General features: G+C 70.9%; 11 protein-coding genes. 4 read left to right on the top strand and 7 right to left on the bottom strand.

Going from position 1 to position 13,967, the window contains the following annotated elements:
* Nucleotides 1-11 precede the first annotated feature (11 nt).
* A complete protein-coding gene (coaE, locus tag MTAB308_RS03775) occupies nucleotides 12-1,226 on the top strand; it encodes a dephospho-CoA kinase (RefSeq protein WP_077098015.1) in 1,215 nt (404 codons plus the stop codon).
* Here the strand turns inward: coaE and MTAB308_RS03770 are convergent.
* From MTAB308_RS03770 to MTAB308_RS03740, 7 genes are all read right to left on the bottom strand, one after another.
* On the bottom strand, nucleotides 1,223-1,639 hold the full coding sequence (locus MTAB308_RS03770; RefSeq protein WP_077098013.1) for a hypothetical protein: 417 nt from the start codon (nucleotides 1,637-1,639) through the stop codon (nucleotides 1,223-1,225). The genes coaE and MTAB308_RS03770 overlap by 4 nt on opposite strands.
* An 11-nt stretch (nucleotides 1,640-1,650) precedes the next feature.
* Nucleotides 1,651-2,430 carry an Fpg/Nei family DNA glycosylase gene (locus MTAB308_RS03765; protein WP_077098010.1) on the bottom strand — a complete coding sequence of 260 codons (780 nt, stop codon included), beginning with the start codon at nucleotides 2,428-2,430 and terminating at the stop codon, nucleotides 1,651-1,653.
* Nucleotides 2,423-3,316 (bottom strand): non-homologous end-joining DNA ligase, encoded by an 894-nt coding sequence (gene ligD / locus MTAB308_RS03760; protein WP_077098008.1) that lies wholly within the window; start codon nucleotides 3,314-3,316, stop codon nucleotides 2,423-2,425. Before ligD (MTAB308_RS03760) ends, MTAB308_RS03765 begins: the two co-directional genes overlap by 8 nt.
* Entirely contained in the window at nucleotides 3,316-4,314 is a 999-nt protein-coding gene (gene ligD / locus MTAB308_RS03755; protein ID WP_077098006.1) for a non-homologous end-joining DNA ligase, read from the bottom strand. The genes ligD (MTAB308_RS03760) and ligD (MTAB308_RS03755) overlap by 1 nt, the downstream gene beginning before the upstream one ends.
* The gene (locus tag MTAB308_RS03750; RefSeq protein WP_077098004.1) at nucleotides 4,311-4,712 is read right to left on the bottom strand and encodes a DNA polymerase ligase N-terminal domain-containing protein; all 402 of its coding nucleotides are present in this window, start codon (nucleotides 4,710-4,712) and stop codon (nucleotides 4,311-4,313) included. The genes ligD (MTAB308_RS03755) and MTAB308_RS03750 overlap by 4 nt, the downstream gene beginning before the upstream one ends.
* A 58-nt stretch (nucleotides 4,713-4,770) precedes the next feature.
* Complete coding sequence (locus MTAB308_RS03745) at nucleotides 4,771-5,211, bottom strand: ribonuclease FAU-1 family protein (RefSeq protein ID WP_077098002.1); 441 nt, start codon at nucleotides 5,209-5,211, stop codon at nucleotides 4,771-4,773.
* Nucleotides 5,212-5,296: 85 nt separating this feature from the next.
* Nucleotides 5,297-8,023, bottom strand: coding sequence for an ATP-binding cassette domain-containing protein (locus MTAB308_RS03740; protein WP_077098000.1), 2,727 nt, complete (start codon nucleotides 8,021-8,023; stop codon nucleotides 5,297-5,299).
* A gap of 177 nt (nucleotides 8,024-8,200) precedes the next feature.
* On the opposite strand from MTAB308_RS03740, the gene MTAB308_RS03735 reads away from it, so the two are divergent.
* The 3 genes from MTAB308_RS03735 (at nucleotide 8,201) to MTAB308_RS03725 (ending at nucleotide 13,965) form a co-directional block, all read left to right on the top strand.
* Nucleotides 8,201-10,279, top strand: a complete 2,079-nt coding sequence (locus tag MTAB308_RS03735) for a serine/threonine-protein kinase (RefSeq protein ID WP_077097998.1) — start codon at nucleotides 8,201-8,203, stop codon at nucleotides 10,277-10,279.
* 123 nt (nucleotides 10,280-10,402) lie between these two features.
* A complete protein-coding gene (gene uvrB / locus MTAB308_RS03730) occupies nucleotides 10,403-12,571 on the top strand; it encodes an excinuclease ABC subunit UvrB (RefSeq protein WP_077097996.1) in 2,169 nt (722 codons plus the stop codon).
* Nucleotides 12,568-13,965 carry an MFS transporter gene (locus MTAB308_RS03725; protein WP_077097994.1) on the top strand — a complete coding sequence of 466 codons (1,398 nt, stop codon included), beginning with the start codon at nucleotides 12,568-12,570 and terminating at the stop codon, nucleotides 13,963-13,965. The genes uvrB and MTAB308_RS03725 overlap by 4 nt, the downstream gene beginning before the upstream one ends.
* Nucleotides 13,966-13,967 lie beyond the last annotated feature (2 nt).

The following is a 13,967-nucleotide window of genomic DNA, read 5'->3' as shown; positions in this document are numbered from 1 at the left end:
CGCCCTCGCGCATGCTCCGCATCGGGCTGACCGGCGGCATCGGCGCCGGCAAGTCGGCGGTGTCGGCCACCTTCGCGAAGTGCGGTGCGGTCATCGTCGACGGCGACGTCATCGCGCGCGAGGTGGTCCAGCCGGGCACCCCGGGGCTGGCGGCGCTGGTTGAGGCGTTCGGTGACGACATCCTGCTTCCCGACGGATCGCTGGACCGTCCGGCCCTGGCCGCCAAGGCTTTTCGCGACGACGAGGCGCGCCAGCGGCTGAACGGGATCGTGCACCCGCTGGTGGGCGAGCGGCGCGCGGAGATCATCGCGTCGGTCCCCGACGACTCGGTGGTCATCGAAGACATTCCGCTGCTGGTGGAATCCGGCATGGCGCCGCTGTTCCCGCTCGTGGTGGTCGTGCACGCCGACGTCGAGGTGCGGGTGCGACGGCTGGTCGACCAACGCGGGATGCCCGAAGAGGACGCCCGCGCGAGGATCGCCGCCCAGGCCACCGACGAGCAGCGCCGCGCGGTCGCCGACATCTGGCTGGACAACTCGGGCAGCCCGGAGGACCTGGCGCAGCGGGCCCACGACGTGTGGAACAACCGGATCGTGCCGTTCGCCCACAACCTGAGCGCGCGCCAGATCGCCAGGGCGCCCGCGCGGCTGGTGCCGGCCGACCCGAGTTGGCCCGAGCAGGCGCGGTGCATCGTCAACCGGCTGCACACGGCCTGCGGCCACCGGGCGCTGCGCGTCGACCACATCGGCTCCACCGCGCTGCCCGCCTTGGACGCCAAGGACGTGATCGACATACAGATCACCGTCGAATCGCTCGCGGTCGCCGACGAGCTCGCCGAACCCTTGTTGGCCGCCGGTTACCCACGCATCGAGCACCTCACCGAAGACGTCGCCAAGGACGATGCGCGCAGCACCGTCGAGCGCTACGACCACAGCGACGATCCGGGCCTGTGGCGCAAGCGCATTCACGCCTCCGCCGACCCGGGCCGGCCCACCAACGTGCACCTCCGGGTGGACGGCTGGCCCAACCAGCAATTCGCCCTGCTGTTCGTCGCGTGGCTGCGGGCCGACACCGGCGCGCGCGCCGACTACCTGGCCGTCAAGCTCAAGGCCGAACGGTCGGCGGGCGGTGACATCGCGCGCTACGTCGCCGCCAAGGAGCCGTGGTACCCCGACGCCTACCGGCGGGCGTGGGCGTGGGCCGACTCAACCGGATGGCGGCCCTAGCCGGTCGGTGTCGCGCCGCACTGCAGCACGCCGTTTTTCGGATCGGAATTCCCCGGCGTGGGTCTGACGAACTGATCGAGCTGCGTGAAAACGTTGTCGTCCACGTCGATCTCGCAGTGCACGTTCGCGGAGTAGGGGAAGTGCAGCACGATCTGCATGCCGGCCTGCTGCGGATCGGGCAACACCGTGTTGGCCTCGAACACGTTGCCGGGCATCGAGGGAAGGTTGGTGCTGTTCGTCCGGTTGCCGTTGATCACGAAAACGGCCTGGCTGCCGGTGGTCAGCGCATCGATCCGGGCGCGGTAGGTGATGTTGTGCAGGTCCGCCCGCGCGGTTGCCGGGCTTAGCTGGGAGCCGGCCGCGATGACGGTCAGGGCGGCGATCGTCGTCCACCTGTGGTTGCTGGGGCTCATAGCAGCCGAGATTACCCGGGCTGGCACCGCGGGCACCACCGCGACGTCCGGCCGCCGACCCGACCCTGCGCGAGCCGGGTGCCGCAGCGCGGACAGGACGGGTCCGGCTCGTCGCGCACGCCGGTGAGCCACCGCGGCAGCCCTGGGACCCGGCGGTGCCGCACCGACGTGCGCAGCACCGACGTCATGGCGGCGTGCAGGCGTTTGACGTCGTCGGAGTCCAAGCCGGGAACCGGGCGGTTCGGCGCGATCCGGGCGCGCCAGCAGATCTCGTCGGTGAGCAGGTTGCCCAGCCCGGCGATCACCGACTGGTCCATCAGCGTGGGTTTCACTCGACCGCGCCGGCCCGTCAGCAGCTCGCGAAACGCCGGCAGGCCGAGGCCCAGGGCGTCGGGGCCCAGTGGGCCGGTCACCCGCGCGATGGCCGCGTCGGTATCGGCCAGCCACACGCCGCGCAGCTTGCGCAGGTCGGCGTAGCGCAGTTCCCCCCGATCCAGCGCGAGCACCAGCCGCTCGTGGGGCTCCCGGGCGGCGCCGTCGGCGGCGTAGTACGGGTGCCCCGTCATCCCGCTGTGCACCAGCATCGTCGGGCCGTCCGTCGGCAGCATCAGCCACTTGCCATGCCGCCGTGGGGGATCGAAACGCCGGCCACCCAGGCGCCGGCCCAGCGCCGCGGCGGTGGTGTTGCGCAACACGCCGGGATCGTGGACCTGCACCCGACGAATCCGCCGCCCCGGCAGCATGTCGGCCAGCTGGCGCCGAAACCCCTCCACGTCGGGCAGTTCAGGCACGAAGCTTCGCCAGGCGCCGCGCGGGACCGGTCAACGAGCGGGCGCGCCGGTACATGCCGGCCCACGGGTCCGGTTGCCCGGCAAGCCGTTTGGGAATATCGCGGATCGTGAAGCGATCCGCCCGCAGGCCGCGGGTGTCCAGCTCGTCCCACTCCAGCGGCGTCGCCACCGGCGCGCCCCGGCGGGCCCGCACCGCGTACGGGGCAACCGCGGTCTGCGCGTAGGCGTTTCGCATGATGTCGAGGTACACCCGGTCGCCGCGCTTGTTCTTCCGGGCTTCCACGGTGCGATGCGCGGCGTCATCGGCGGCGACCACCTCGGCCACACCGCGGGCGAATTGCCGCGCGGCGTCGAAATCGGTGTCGGGGCGCAGGGGCGTCACGACGTGCAACCCTCGCGATCCGGTGGTCTGCACGTAGCACGCCAGCCCGAGGTCGTCCAGGACCCCGGCCACCGCGCGTGCCGTCGCGCGCACCACGGCAAAGTCGCTGTCGGACGCGTCGAGGTCGAAGACCAGCCGGTCGGGGTTATCCAGTCGGTGGCGCCGCGACTGCCACACGTGCAGCGTGACGCAGTTCTGGTTGGCGAGCCAGCGCAACGCTTCCGGGCGTTCGGCCACGGGATGCACCACGGTGCCGCCGTCCTCTTTGGCGACCTCGACGCGGCCCATCCAGCCGGGCAGCGAATCGGCGAAATCCTGCTGCACCCAGCCTTGCTCGCCGATGCCGCGCGGGAACCGTTGCACGGTGAGCGCCCTGCCCTTGAGGTGCGGCAGCATCGTGTCGGCGACCTCGCCGTAGTAGTCGACCAGTTCGCCCTTGGTGATCCCGTCCGCCGGGAACACCACCCGGTCCGGGTGGGTGACCTCGATCGTGATGCGGGGCATCAGCGTGTCTCCCGCACCACGTCGGCGGGCTCCTTGTCGGTGCGCAGGCCAAGATAGCGCGGGTGGCGCAGCTTGCCGTCACGCGTCCACTCGGTGAAGCCGATCTGGACCACCAGCTCCGGACGCACCCAGCGGGCGCCGTTCTCGCGCACCAGGCCCCGCGTGAACGGCGCGGCATCCTGCTCGATGGGTGACAACCGCCCGTGCAGGCGGCGCAGCGTGGCCTCGTCGAAACCCGTTCCCACCTTGCCGGCGTACACCAGGTCCCGCCCGTCGTGGTAGCCGAGCAGCAGCGCCCCCAACTCGATGCGGCTGCCTTTGGGGGCGGTGTAGCCGCCGACCACGAACTCCTGATCGCGAACGCACTTGAACTTCAACCAGTTCGGCGAGCGCCGGCCGTCATATGTGGAGTCGGCCAGCTTGGCGATCACCCCTTCGTCGCCGCGCTCGCAGGCTTGTCGGTAGGCCGCGATGCCATCCCCGACGCGGTGGGCAGTGTAGCGCAGCGGATCGTCGAATTCGATGGCCTTGCGCAGCAACCGTTTTCGCCACAGCAGCGGCACTTCGGTGGTGGACTTGCCGTCGAGGTGCAGCAGGTCGAACAGGTAGTAAAAGACGCGCACCGGCGATGCCCGGGCCACCTCGGGGTCGGTGATGCCCAGGCGGCCCTGCAACCGGGCGAAGCTGGTGCGGCGCCCCTCGAACGCCACCACCTCGCCGTCGACGACGAACCGTGTCGAGCGCTGGGCGCCGAGCGCGTCGACCAGTTCGGGGTAGGTGCCGTTGAGCGGCTGGCGGTTTCGCGACAGCAGCCGCACCCGGTCGCCGTCGCGGTATGCCAGGCAGCGCATCCCGTCGAATTTGCGCTCGAAGATCCAGCCGGGGTCGGAGAACCGCCTCTCGGTCAGGGTGGCCAGCGTCGGGGCCCGCCAGTCGGGCACCGGCTCGTCGCGCAGGGCCGCGCGCACGGGCGCGGGCAGCGCGGCGAGGTCGGTCATGACCAGTCGTCCTCTTCTTCCTTGCGCCTGATCAGCAGCCACGTTTCGTCCTCGCCCTCCCGGACCCGGGTCAACGAGTAGCAGCAGCGCAGCCGCTCGCCGCTGAGCCGGAACGAAAGATGTCCGCATTCAAGGCATTCGGCCATCTCGTACTGCGTCACATTGGCGTAGGTGCCGCTGTCGGCGACGACGACGTCTCCCGCGGTGTCGTCCAGCGGTCGGTCGTCGGTGCGGCGGGCCAGCCGGCCGTCCTTGGGTATCGCCCACGACACCAGCACCCCGTCGATCTCCAGGCGAAGGTCGTAGTGGTCTCCGGCGGCCGCATCGTGCTGGATGACGAAACACGGCTGGCCGCCGGTCCGGCGCCGGCGCCGGCGGTCGGTCAAGCTCAAGCGCATCCCGTGGGAATACCCGTCGCCAATGTGCGGAAACGACCCGGAAACGGTGTGGAAACGGCTATGCCCCATGCCAGGTCAGCTCCATGCCCCGGGTGGCCAGCCACCGGCAAAGGTCATAGTCGCTGCGGGCCAGGCCCTCGACGGCGGTGACGGCGCGCCGCATCGCCCGCTCGGCGACCTCGGGAGTCAGCAGGCCGTGGCGCACCGCGTCCAGCAGTTCGTCGACGTCGGCCAGCGTCACCCCGGCGCCGCTGCGCACCTCGATGTCGAGGTAGTGATCCTCCGAGCGCCACACCTTCTCCCCGGGTGTGTATTCGCCCACATCGAGGTAGTAGTCGTGGTCGCGTTCATGGCCGGGATTGAAGTGAAAGACGGTGGCGCGCAAGCCCAGCGACGGCAGCAGCCACGATTCGAGGTAGCGGAACTGGGCGCGGCCCGGGGTGGGACGGGCCAGGTAGAGGCCCCACGGCCGCACGACGTACTCGTCGACGGCCCGCACAATGCCTTTCGGATCGGTGTTGGTGCCCTCGACCAGGTCGAACGTCTCGTGCTTCGGCGGATGGATGGTCCCACCCTATCGGCGCTCAGCGCCTCAGTCGGATCTTCCACCGCACGAAGCCGGCGTAGAACAGCGACAGCGCGGCCAACATGCCAATGTCGAGCAGCCACACCGTCGACGTGTGCTGCCAGAACCGGTCCTGGGACACCAGCGAGCCGGGCACCAGGTTGCGCAGGTCGACGGTCGACGCCGCCGCGGCGTAGCCCCAGCGCGCGGGCATCGCGAAGGACAGCTGGTCGAGCCCGAGCCGGCCGGTCACCGGGACCATCCCGCCGCACAGCACCAGCTGCGCCATCACCGTCACCACGAACAGCGGCATGATCTGCTCGCTGGACCGGACCAGCGACGAGATCGCCAATCCGAGGATGGCGGAGGCGACACACGTCGCCGCGACGGTGACGAACAGTTCGGCGGTGGCGCCGAAGGTCGAGTGGCCGAGCAGGACGCCGCCGCGGGTCGGGGCGCTCTTGCCGACCACCACGATCGCGGTGATGATCGCCGATTGCAGGATCGCGAACCCGCAGAACACGGCCGTCTTGGCGAGCAGGTACGCGGTGGTCGACAGCCCGACCGCCTGCTCGCGCTGGAAGATGGCGCGCTCGCCGACCAGGTCGCGGATCGTCAGCGCAGTGCCCATGAACGCGGCGGCGGGCAGCAGCAGGGCCAGTATCTGCGCGGCCTCGTCGGGTGTCCCGGCGTTGGGGCCGGGCGCGTGGAAGCCGTTGCCGCCGGGAACGGTCAGCGACAGCGAGCCCAGGATGAACGGCAACAGCGCCAGGAAGACGAAGTAGGCGCGGTCGGCGACGACCAGGCGGACCTGCCGGCGCGCGACCGTCGAGATCTGGCGCCGCACGCTGGTGTGCACCGGTTCACCCAGCGCGCCGGGCTCGTCGGTCCTGTCCGGGACCAGCTTCTGCGGCCGCTTTTGGGCGTCGCGCTGCTCGAGGAACCGCCGGTTGGCCTCCTCGGGGTCGGCCCCCACCTGGGTGAAGATCTTGGCCCAGTTGGTGGTGCCCATCGCGTCGCCGATGTGGTCCGGCGGCCCGAAGTAGGCGGTCTTGCCGCCCGGCGCCACCAGGAGCAGCTGGTCGCACACGTCGAGGTAGGACAGCATGTGCGTCACGACGATCACCACGCGGCCGGCGTCGGCCAACTGGCGCAGCATCGTCATCACCTGGTGGTCCAGCGCCGGATCGAGGCCGGAGGTGGGCTCGTCGAGGATCAGCAGCGACGGCCCGGTGAGCAGTTCCAGGGCGACCGAGGCCCGCTTGCGCTGGCCGCCGGAGAGCTTGTCCACGCGGGTGTCGGCGTGCTTGGTCAGGTCGAGCTCGTCGAGCACCTGGGCGACCACCTTGGCACGATCGGCCTTGCTGGTGTCGGGGGGCAGCCGCAGTTCGGCGGCGTAGCCCAGCGCCTGGTTGACCGTGAGCTGGCGGTGCACCACGTCGTCCTGCGGCACCATGCCGATGCGGCTGCGCAGCGACGCGTACTCGGTGTGGATGTTGTGGCCCTCGAAGGTCACCGAGCCCGACGTCGGGGTGGTGTAGCCGGCGATCAGCCTGGCCAGCGTGCTCTTGCCGGCGCCCGAGCCGCCGATCACCGCGGTGAGCGTCCCCGGGCGGGCGGTCAGCGAGATGTCGTCGAGCAGCTGCTTACCGTTGTCGACGACGTAGCGGACGTTGCGCACCTCGAGGCCGCCGGTGCGCGAGGCGGCCTCGCTGCGCTGGACCAGGGTGCCGCCGCGGAACACCAGGTCGACGTTGCCGATGGTGACGATGTCGTCGTCGGTCAGGATCGCCGACCCGACCCGGGTGCCGTTGACGAACGTCCCGTTGACGCTGTTGTCGCGGATCTCGGTGCCGAGCGGCGTCTGCAGCAGCGTCGCGTGGTGGCGCGACGCGAGGACGTCGTAGACGACGATGTCGCTTTCGGCCGCGCGGCCGATCGTCATGGCGCCGGCCGTGCCCGCGGCGGCCGACATGCGCGGCGAGAGCAGCTTCACGAAGCGGGTGGCCAGGTTCGACACGTCGGCCGTCCTGGCGTCGATCACGGTGGACTCGGCGGGCGGCGGCGCGTCGGGCCGTTCCGCCGTCTGGGCGTCGACCACGGTCAGCGGGTCGGGCGGCGCGCTACGGAGCGGCCCCTTGGCGGGCGGCATCCCCGACGTCTGGATCCGCGCGGGCGGCGGCGCCTGGCGAGGCGTCGCGACGGGCGGCCGCGGCGCGGGCGGCCCCAGCGGTCGGGCCGGCTGCCTGGGCGGCATCGGTCGCGGCGGCGCGGGCTGGGGACCACCGCGCATGGGCTGGCTGCGCGGCTGGCTGCCGGTCTGGCCGCGCGGCGGCGCCGTCGGGTTGGTCTGCTCCGGCAGCGCGGACCACGCCAGGGTGGGCGGCCCGGAGTCCCGCGCCGGCCTCGGCTGGGGTGGCCGGTTGGCCTGGCCCTGCTGCGGCCCGACGGCGAAGGTCAGCCGCGGTCCCTGCGGGTTGCCGACGTTGATGCTCTGGCCGTCGTGGATGTCGATCACGGGCATCCGGTAGCCGTTGACGTAGGTTCCGTTGAGCGAGCCGTTGTCGATCGCCAGCCACCGGCCCTGCTCGAACCGCACGATCAGGTGCGACCGGGAGATCCGCGGATCTGGAATCCGCATATCGGCGTTGGTGTCACGCCCCACGACGACCTCGTGGCCGGCCGCGAACGAGCGTTGAGACCCGTCGTGCCGAATGGTCAGGACAGGCGGGGCGGGTCGGGTCACATAATCAAGTATCGGTCCGCGGTTCGAGTGGTCTCCATGGGACTCGCCTGTGATTTGTCTTTATTTCGGTTTGGCCACTCATAGCTCATTCATAGCCTGCGGAGACCCGCCGCCCACCGAGATCCGGCATGATTCCAGCGTGAGGGGAGTGAAGGCAGGGAAACGAGGGGACAAGCGTTGACTGACGGACACAAGGGGACGACCCGGCGCATTGACGTCGGGCGACGGCTGCTCAGCAATCCGCGGCTGGCCCGCGAGGCCCTGCGCGCCGGCTTCGAGTCGATACCCTCGGCGACCGTCGCGCACCTGTTTCGCCGCATCCCGCCCGTCAGTTCCACCCCGAACGCCCAGCCCGCCTCGGCGCCCCCCGCCGAGGTCAGCGGGTCGCGGCTCGCGCTGAGCAACGGCGCGCCGTTCGCCGGCTACACGATCCTGCGCCAGCTCGGTGCGGGCGGGATGGCCGAGGTCTATCTGGCGTTACACCCGCGGTTGCCGCGGCGCGACGTGATCAAGGTCCTCGCCGAGGCGGTCACCGCGGATCAGGAATTCCGCGAACGGTTCAACCGGGAGGCCGACCTCGCGGCGACGCTGTGGCACCCGCACATCGTCGGCGTTCACGATCGCGGCGAATTCGACGGCCAGCTCTGGATTTCCATGGACTACGTCGAGGGCACCGACGCGGCCCGGCTGGTCAAGGAGCGCTACCAGGACGGGATGCCGATCGACGAGGTGTGCGCGATCGTGCAGGCCGTTGCGGGCGCGCTCGACTACGCCCACGATCGCGGCCTGCTGCATCGGGACGTCAAACCCGCCAACATCCTGCTCACCCACCCCGAGTACGGGGAGCGCCGAATCCTGTTGGCGGACTTCGGCGTCGCGCGCCACCTGGCCAACATCAGCGGCATCACCGAGACGAATGTCGCCGTGGGGACGGTGGCCTACGCCGCTCCCGAACAGCTGACGGGTTCCAACATCGACGGCCGGGCCGACCAATACGCGTTGGCCGCCACGGCTTTTCACCTGCTGACCGGCGCGCCGCCCTTCCAGCACTCCAACCCGATCGCGGTGATCAGCCAGCATTTGCACGAGGATCCGCCCCGGCTCAGCGATTACCGCCCCGAGCTGGCGCACCTCGACGACGTCTTCTTCCAGGCCCTGGCCAAGCAACCCGCGGATCGGTTCGACCGGTGCCGCGCCTTCGCCGCGGCGCTGAGCGAAGGTGTCTGCGACGAGGACGCCGACTCCGACGACGGCGCCGCCCGATCCGCCGAGCCGACGCCTCCGCGGCGACGCGGACCTCGCGGCGCGATCGCGGCGATGAACCGGCGGTTCTCGTCCCGGGCGCGCTGGGCGACCGCGCTGCTGTGCGCGGTGCTGATCGCGATCGCGGCGACCTGGTCGGCCCTGTACTCGTTTCAGCCGGACAGCCCCGCGCCGAACGTCCCGGCGCTGGCCTCCAAACCGTCGGTGCCCGCGCCGAGCGCGGCGCCCGTTAGGCCCGGGGGACCGACGCTCGACGGCACCTACCGGCTCACCTACGACCGCAGCAAGCAGACCACCAACGGCATCCCGATCCGGCACGACGGCCCGGCTACCAGCTGGTGGGCGTTCCGCTCGGTGTGCACCACCGATGGATGCGCGGCGACCGGGACCCAGCTCGACGACACCAACCACCAGGTGGCCAGCACCACCGACGGCGGCCACACGTACGCGCTGCGCTTCGTCGGCGGCTATTGGCAGGGCGGGTTTCAACAGGAGCGCGCGGGCTGCACCCAGCCGAACGGGCAGGTGCAGGCCACCCAGCAGGAAACCGTCGCGGGATCGCTGGCGCCGCAGGCCGACGGCACGCTGCGCGGCACGGTGACCCAAACCGCTCTGTCGAACGAGTGTGGCGCGCAGGGCGCGGTGGTGCGGGTGCCCGTCATCGCCACCCGGGTCGGTGACGTGCCGCCCGGCGTGCCCCTGGCCGACCCCACCCAGGTCGTCAACACCTCGGCGCCGTCGCGCCCGGCGCCCGCCGTCCTCGGCGGGGCGTGCAGCGACGTCGACAAGCTCGCCTACGACCCCACCAACAACGAGCAGGTCGTCTGCGAGGGCAACACCTGGTCCAAGGCCCCCATCACCATGGGTGTGCACGCCTCGGGCAGCTCCTGCGCCCGGCCGAGCACCTCGGTGTTCGCCATGAGCACCTCCAACGACGGCCACCTGCTGCAGTGCGATCCGGTGACGCGCACCTGGACGCGCCCCTCGGCCTAGGCCGGGCTCACTGCCCATTTGGCGCCAGCGAGCGTGTCTGTACGCCGACACGCCGCGCGGGTTGGCATTCTGCGCACGCTCGGCGCCGGGACACTTGTCGGTGCCCGCCTCTACCCTGGGGGCATGGCCTTCGCCACTGAACACCCGGTAGTCGCGCACTCGGAATATCGCCCCGCCGCCGAAGAGGTGGCCGGGTTGGTGCGCGCCGGCGGCCGCTTCGAGGTGGTCAGCCCGCACGCCCCGGCCGGCGACCAGCCGGCGGCCATCGACGAGCTGGAGCGCCGGATCCGGGCGGGGGAGCGCGACGTGGTGCTGCTCGGCGCCACCGGCACCGGGAAGTCGGCCACCACCGCCTGGCTCATCGAACGGTTGCAGCGCCCCACCCTGGTGATGGCGCCGAACAAGACGCTGGCCGCCCAGCTGGCCAACGAGCTGCGAGAGATGTTGCCGCACAACGCGGTCGAGTACTTCGTGTCGTACTACGACTACTACCAGCCGGAGGCCTATATCGCGCAGACCGACACCTACATCGAGAAGGACAGCTCGATCAACGACGACGTGGAGCGGCTGCGGCACTCCGCGACGTCGTCGTTGCTGTCGCGCCGCGATGTGGTGGTGGTGGCCTCGGTGTCGTGCATCTACGGCCTGGGCACCCCGCAGTCCTACCTCGACCGCTCCGTCGAGGTGCGGGTCGGCAGCGAGGTGCCGCGGGACGGGTTGCTGCGGCTGCTGGTCGACGTCCAGTACACCCGCAACGACCTGTCGTTCACCCGCGGCTCGTTCCGGGTGCGCGGCGACACCGTGGAGATCATTCCGTCCTACGAGGAGCTGGCGGTCCGCATCGAGTTCTTCGGTGACGAGGTCGAGGCGCTGTACTACCTGCACCCGCTGACCGGCGAGGTGATCCGCCAGGTCGACTCGCTGCGGATCTTCCCCGCCACCCACTACGTGGCCGGTCCCGAGCGGATGGCGCACGCCATCTCCACCATCGAGGAGGAGCTCGCCGAGCGGCTCGCCGAATTCGAAAGCCAGGGCAAGCTTTTGGAGGCCCAGCGGCTGCGGATGCGCACCAACTACGACATCGAGATGATGCGCCAGGTCGGGTTCTGCTCGGGCATCGAGAACTACTCCCGCCATATCGACGGCCGGGGGCCCGGCTCGCCGCCGGCGACGCTGCTCGACTACTTCCCGGAAGACTTCTTGATGGTCATCGACGAGTCGCATGTCACGGTGCCGCAGATCGGCGGCATGTACGAGGGCGACATGTCGCGCAAGCGCAACCTGGTCGAGTACGGCTTCCGGTTGCCGTCGGCGGTCGACAACCGCCCGCTGACCTGGGAGGAGTTCGCCGCCCGGATCGGGCAGACGGTGTACCTGTCGGCGACGCCCGGCCCGTACGAGCTCAGCCAGTCCGGTGGCGAGTTCGTCGAGCAGGTGATCCGGCCCACCGGGCTGGTGGATCCGAAGGTGGTGGTCAAGCCCACCAAGGGCCAGATCGACGACCTCATCGTCGAGATCCGCAAGCGCGCCGAGGCCGACCAGCGGGTGCTGGTGACGACGCTGACCAAGAAGATGGCCGAGGACCTCACCGACTACCTGCTGGAGATGGGCATCCGGGTGCGCTACCTGCACTCCGAGGTCGACACCCTGCGCCGGGTGGAGCTGCTGCGCCAGCTGCGGCTGGGCGAATACGACGTGCTGGTCGGCATCAACCTGCTGCGCGAGGGCCTGGACCTCCCGGAGGTGTCGCTGGTGGCGATCCTCGACGCCGACAAGGAGGGCTTCCTGCGGTCGACGCGCAGCCTGATCCAGACCATCGGCCGCGCCGCCCGCAACGTGTCCGGCGAGGTGCACATGTACGCCGACTCGATGACCGACTCGATGAAGGAGGCCATCGACGAGACCGAACGTCGCCGGGCCAAGCAGATCGCCTACAACGAGGCCAACGGCATCGACCCGCAGCCGCTGCGCAAGAAGATCGCCGACATCCTCGACCAGGTCTACCGCGAGGCCGAGGACACCGAGACGGTCGAAATCGGTTCCGGGCGCAGCATGTCCCGCGGCCGCCGCGCCCAGGGCGAGCCCGGCCGCGCGGTCAGCGCCGGTGTGTTCGAGGGCCGCGACACGTCGAACATGCCGCGCGCCGAACTGGCCGACCTGATCAAGGACCTCACCGCGCAGATGATGGCCGCCGCGCGCGACTTGCAGTTCGAGCTGGCGGCGCGGTTCCGCGACGAGATCGCCGACCTCAAAAAGGAACTGCGCGGGATGGACGCCGCCGGCCTGAAGTGACGCACGCCGCGAACATCACCGGCAGCTGGCGGGAGCTGCTCGGGGCCAGGTATCTGGGCACGTCCGTCGTGCTGGCCGGCGGCGTCGGGCTGTACGCCACCAACGAGTTCCTGACCATCAGCCTGCTGCCGAACACCGTCGCCGAGATCGGCGGCAGCCGCCTCTACGCGTGGGTGACCACGCTGTACCTGGTCGGGTCGGTGGTGGCGGCGACGATGGTCAACCCGATGCTGGTGCGCGTCGGGGCGCGGCCGTCGTACCTGATGGGGCTCGCGGTGTTCGGTGCCTCCAGCCTGGCCTGCGGGGCCGCCCCCAACATGGAAGTGCTGATCGCCGCCCGGGCCCTGCAGGGCGTGGCGGGCGGGCTGCTGGCCGGCCTCGGCTACGCGGTCATCAACGCGGCGCTGCCGCGATCGCTGTGGACCCGGGCCTCCGCGCTGGTGTCGGCGATGTGGGGCGTCGCGACGGTGGTGGGGCCCGCGACGGGCGGCCTGTTCGCGCAGTTCGGGTTGTGGCGGTGGGCGTTCGTCGCGATGGCGATCCTGACGGCGCTGATGGCGATGCTGGTGCCGGTCGCGCTGCCGGCGGGCCGGGCCGGCCGGGGCGCCGAGACGCCGGCGCTGGGGGTGCCGGTGTGGTCGCTGGTGCTGATCGGCGCGGCGGCGCTGGCGGTGAGCGTCGCCCAGATCCCGCACAACATCGTCGCGACCGCCGGGCTGCTCGCGGCGGGCGTCGCGCTGGCCGGGCTGTTCGCGATCGTCGACAAGCGGATGCGCGCCGCGGTGTTGCCGCCCAGCGTCTTCGGGCCCGGACCGTTGAAGTGGATCTACCTGACCATGGGCCTGCTGATGGTCGGGGCGATGGTCGACACGTACGTGCCGCTGTTCGGGCAGCGATTGGCGCATCTGACGCCGGTGGCGGCCGGGTTCCTCGGTGCGGCGCTGGCGGTCGGCTGGACCGTCTCCGAGATCGTCAGCGCGTCGCTGGAGAGCCCGCGGGCGATCGGTCGGGTGATCGCGGTCGCTCCGGTGGTGGTGGCGTCGGGCCTGGCGCTGGGCGCGTTCACGCAGCGCGACAACGCGTCCGCCGCGGTGGTCGCGGCCTGGACGCTCGCGTTGCTGGTCGCCGGCATCGGGATCGGGATGGCCTGGCCCCATTTGTCAGTGCGCGCAATGGATTCCGTCGACGACCCGGCCGAGGGCGTCGCGGCGGCCGCGGCGATCAACACGGTGCAGCTCGTTTCGGGAGCCTTCGGCGCGGGAGTGGCCGGCGTCGTGGTCAACACCACCCAGGGCGGCGACGCGGTCGCCGCCCGCTGGCTGTTCGCCGTGTTCACCGCGCTGACCGCGGCGGGTGTGGTCGCTTCCTATCGCGCCACCCGCGGCGGCCGCTGAGC

The organism is Mycobacterium terramassiliense (assembly GCF_900157385.1).
GTDB classification, from domain to species: Bacteria; Actinomycetota; Actinomycetes; order Mycobacteriales; family Mycobacteriaceae; genus Mycobacterium; species Mycobacterium terramassiliense.
The sequence above is the reverse complement of the archived record's forward strand: the minus strand, read 5'-3'. Positions and strand labels throughout refer to the sequence as shown.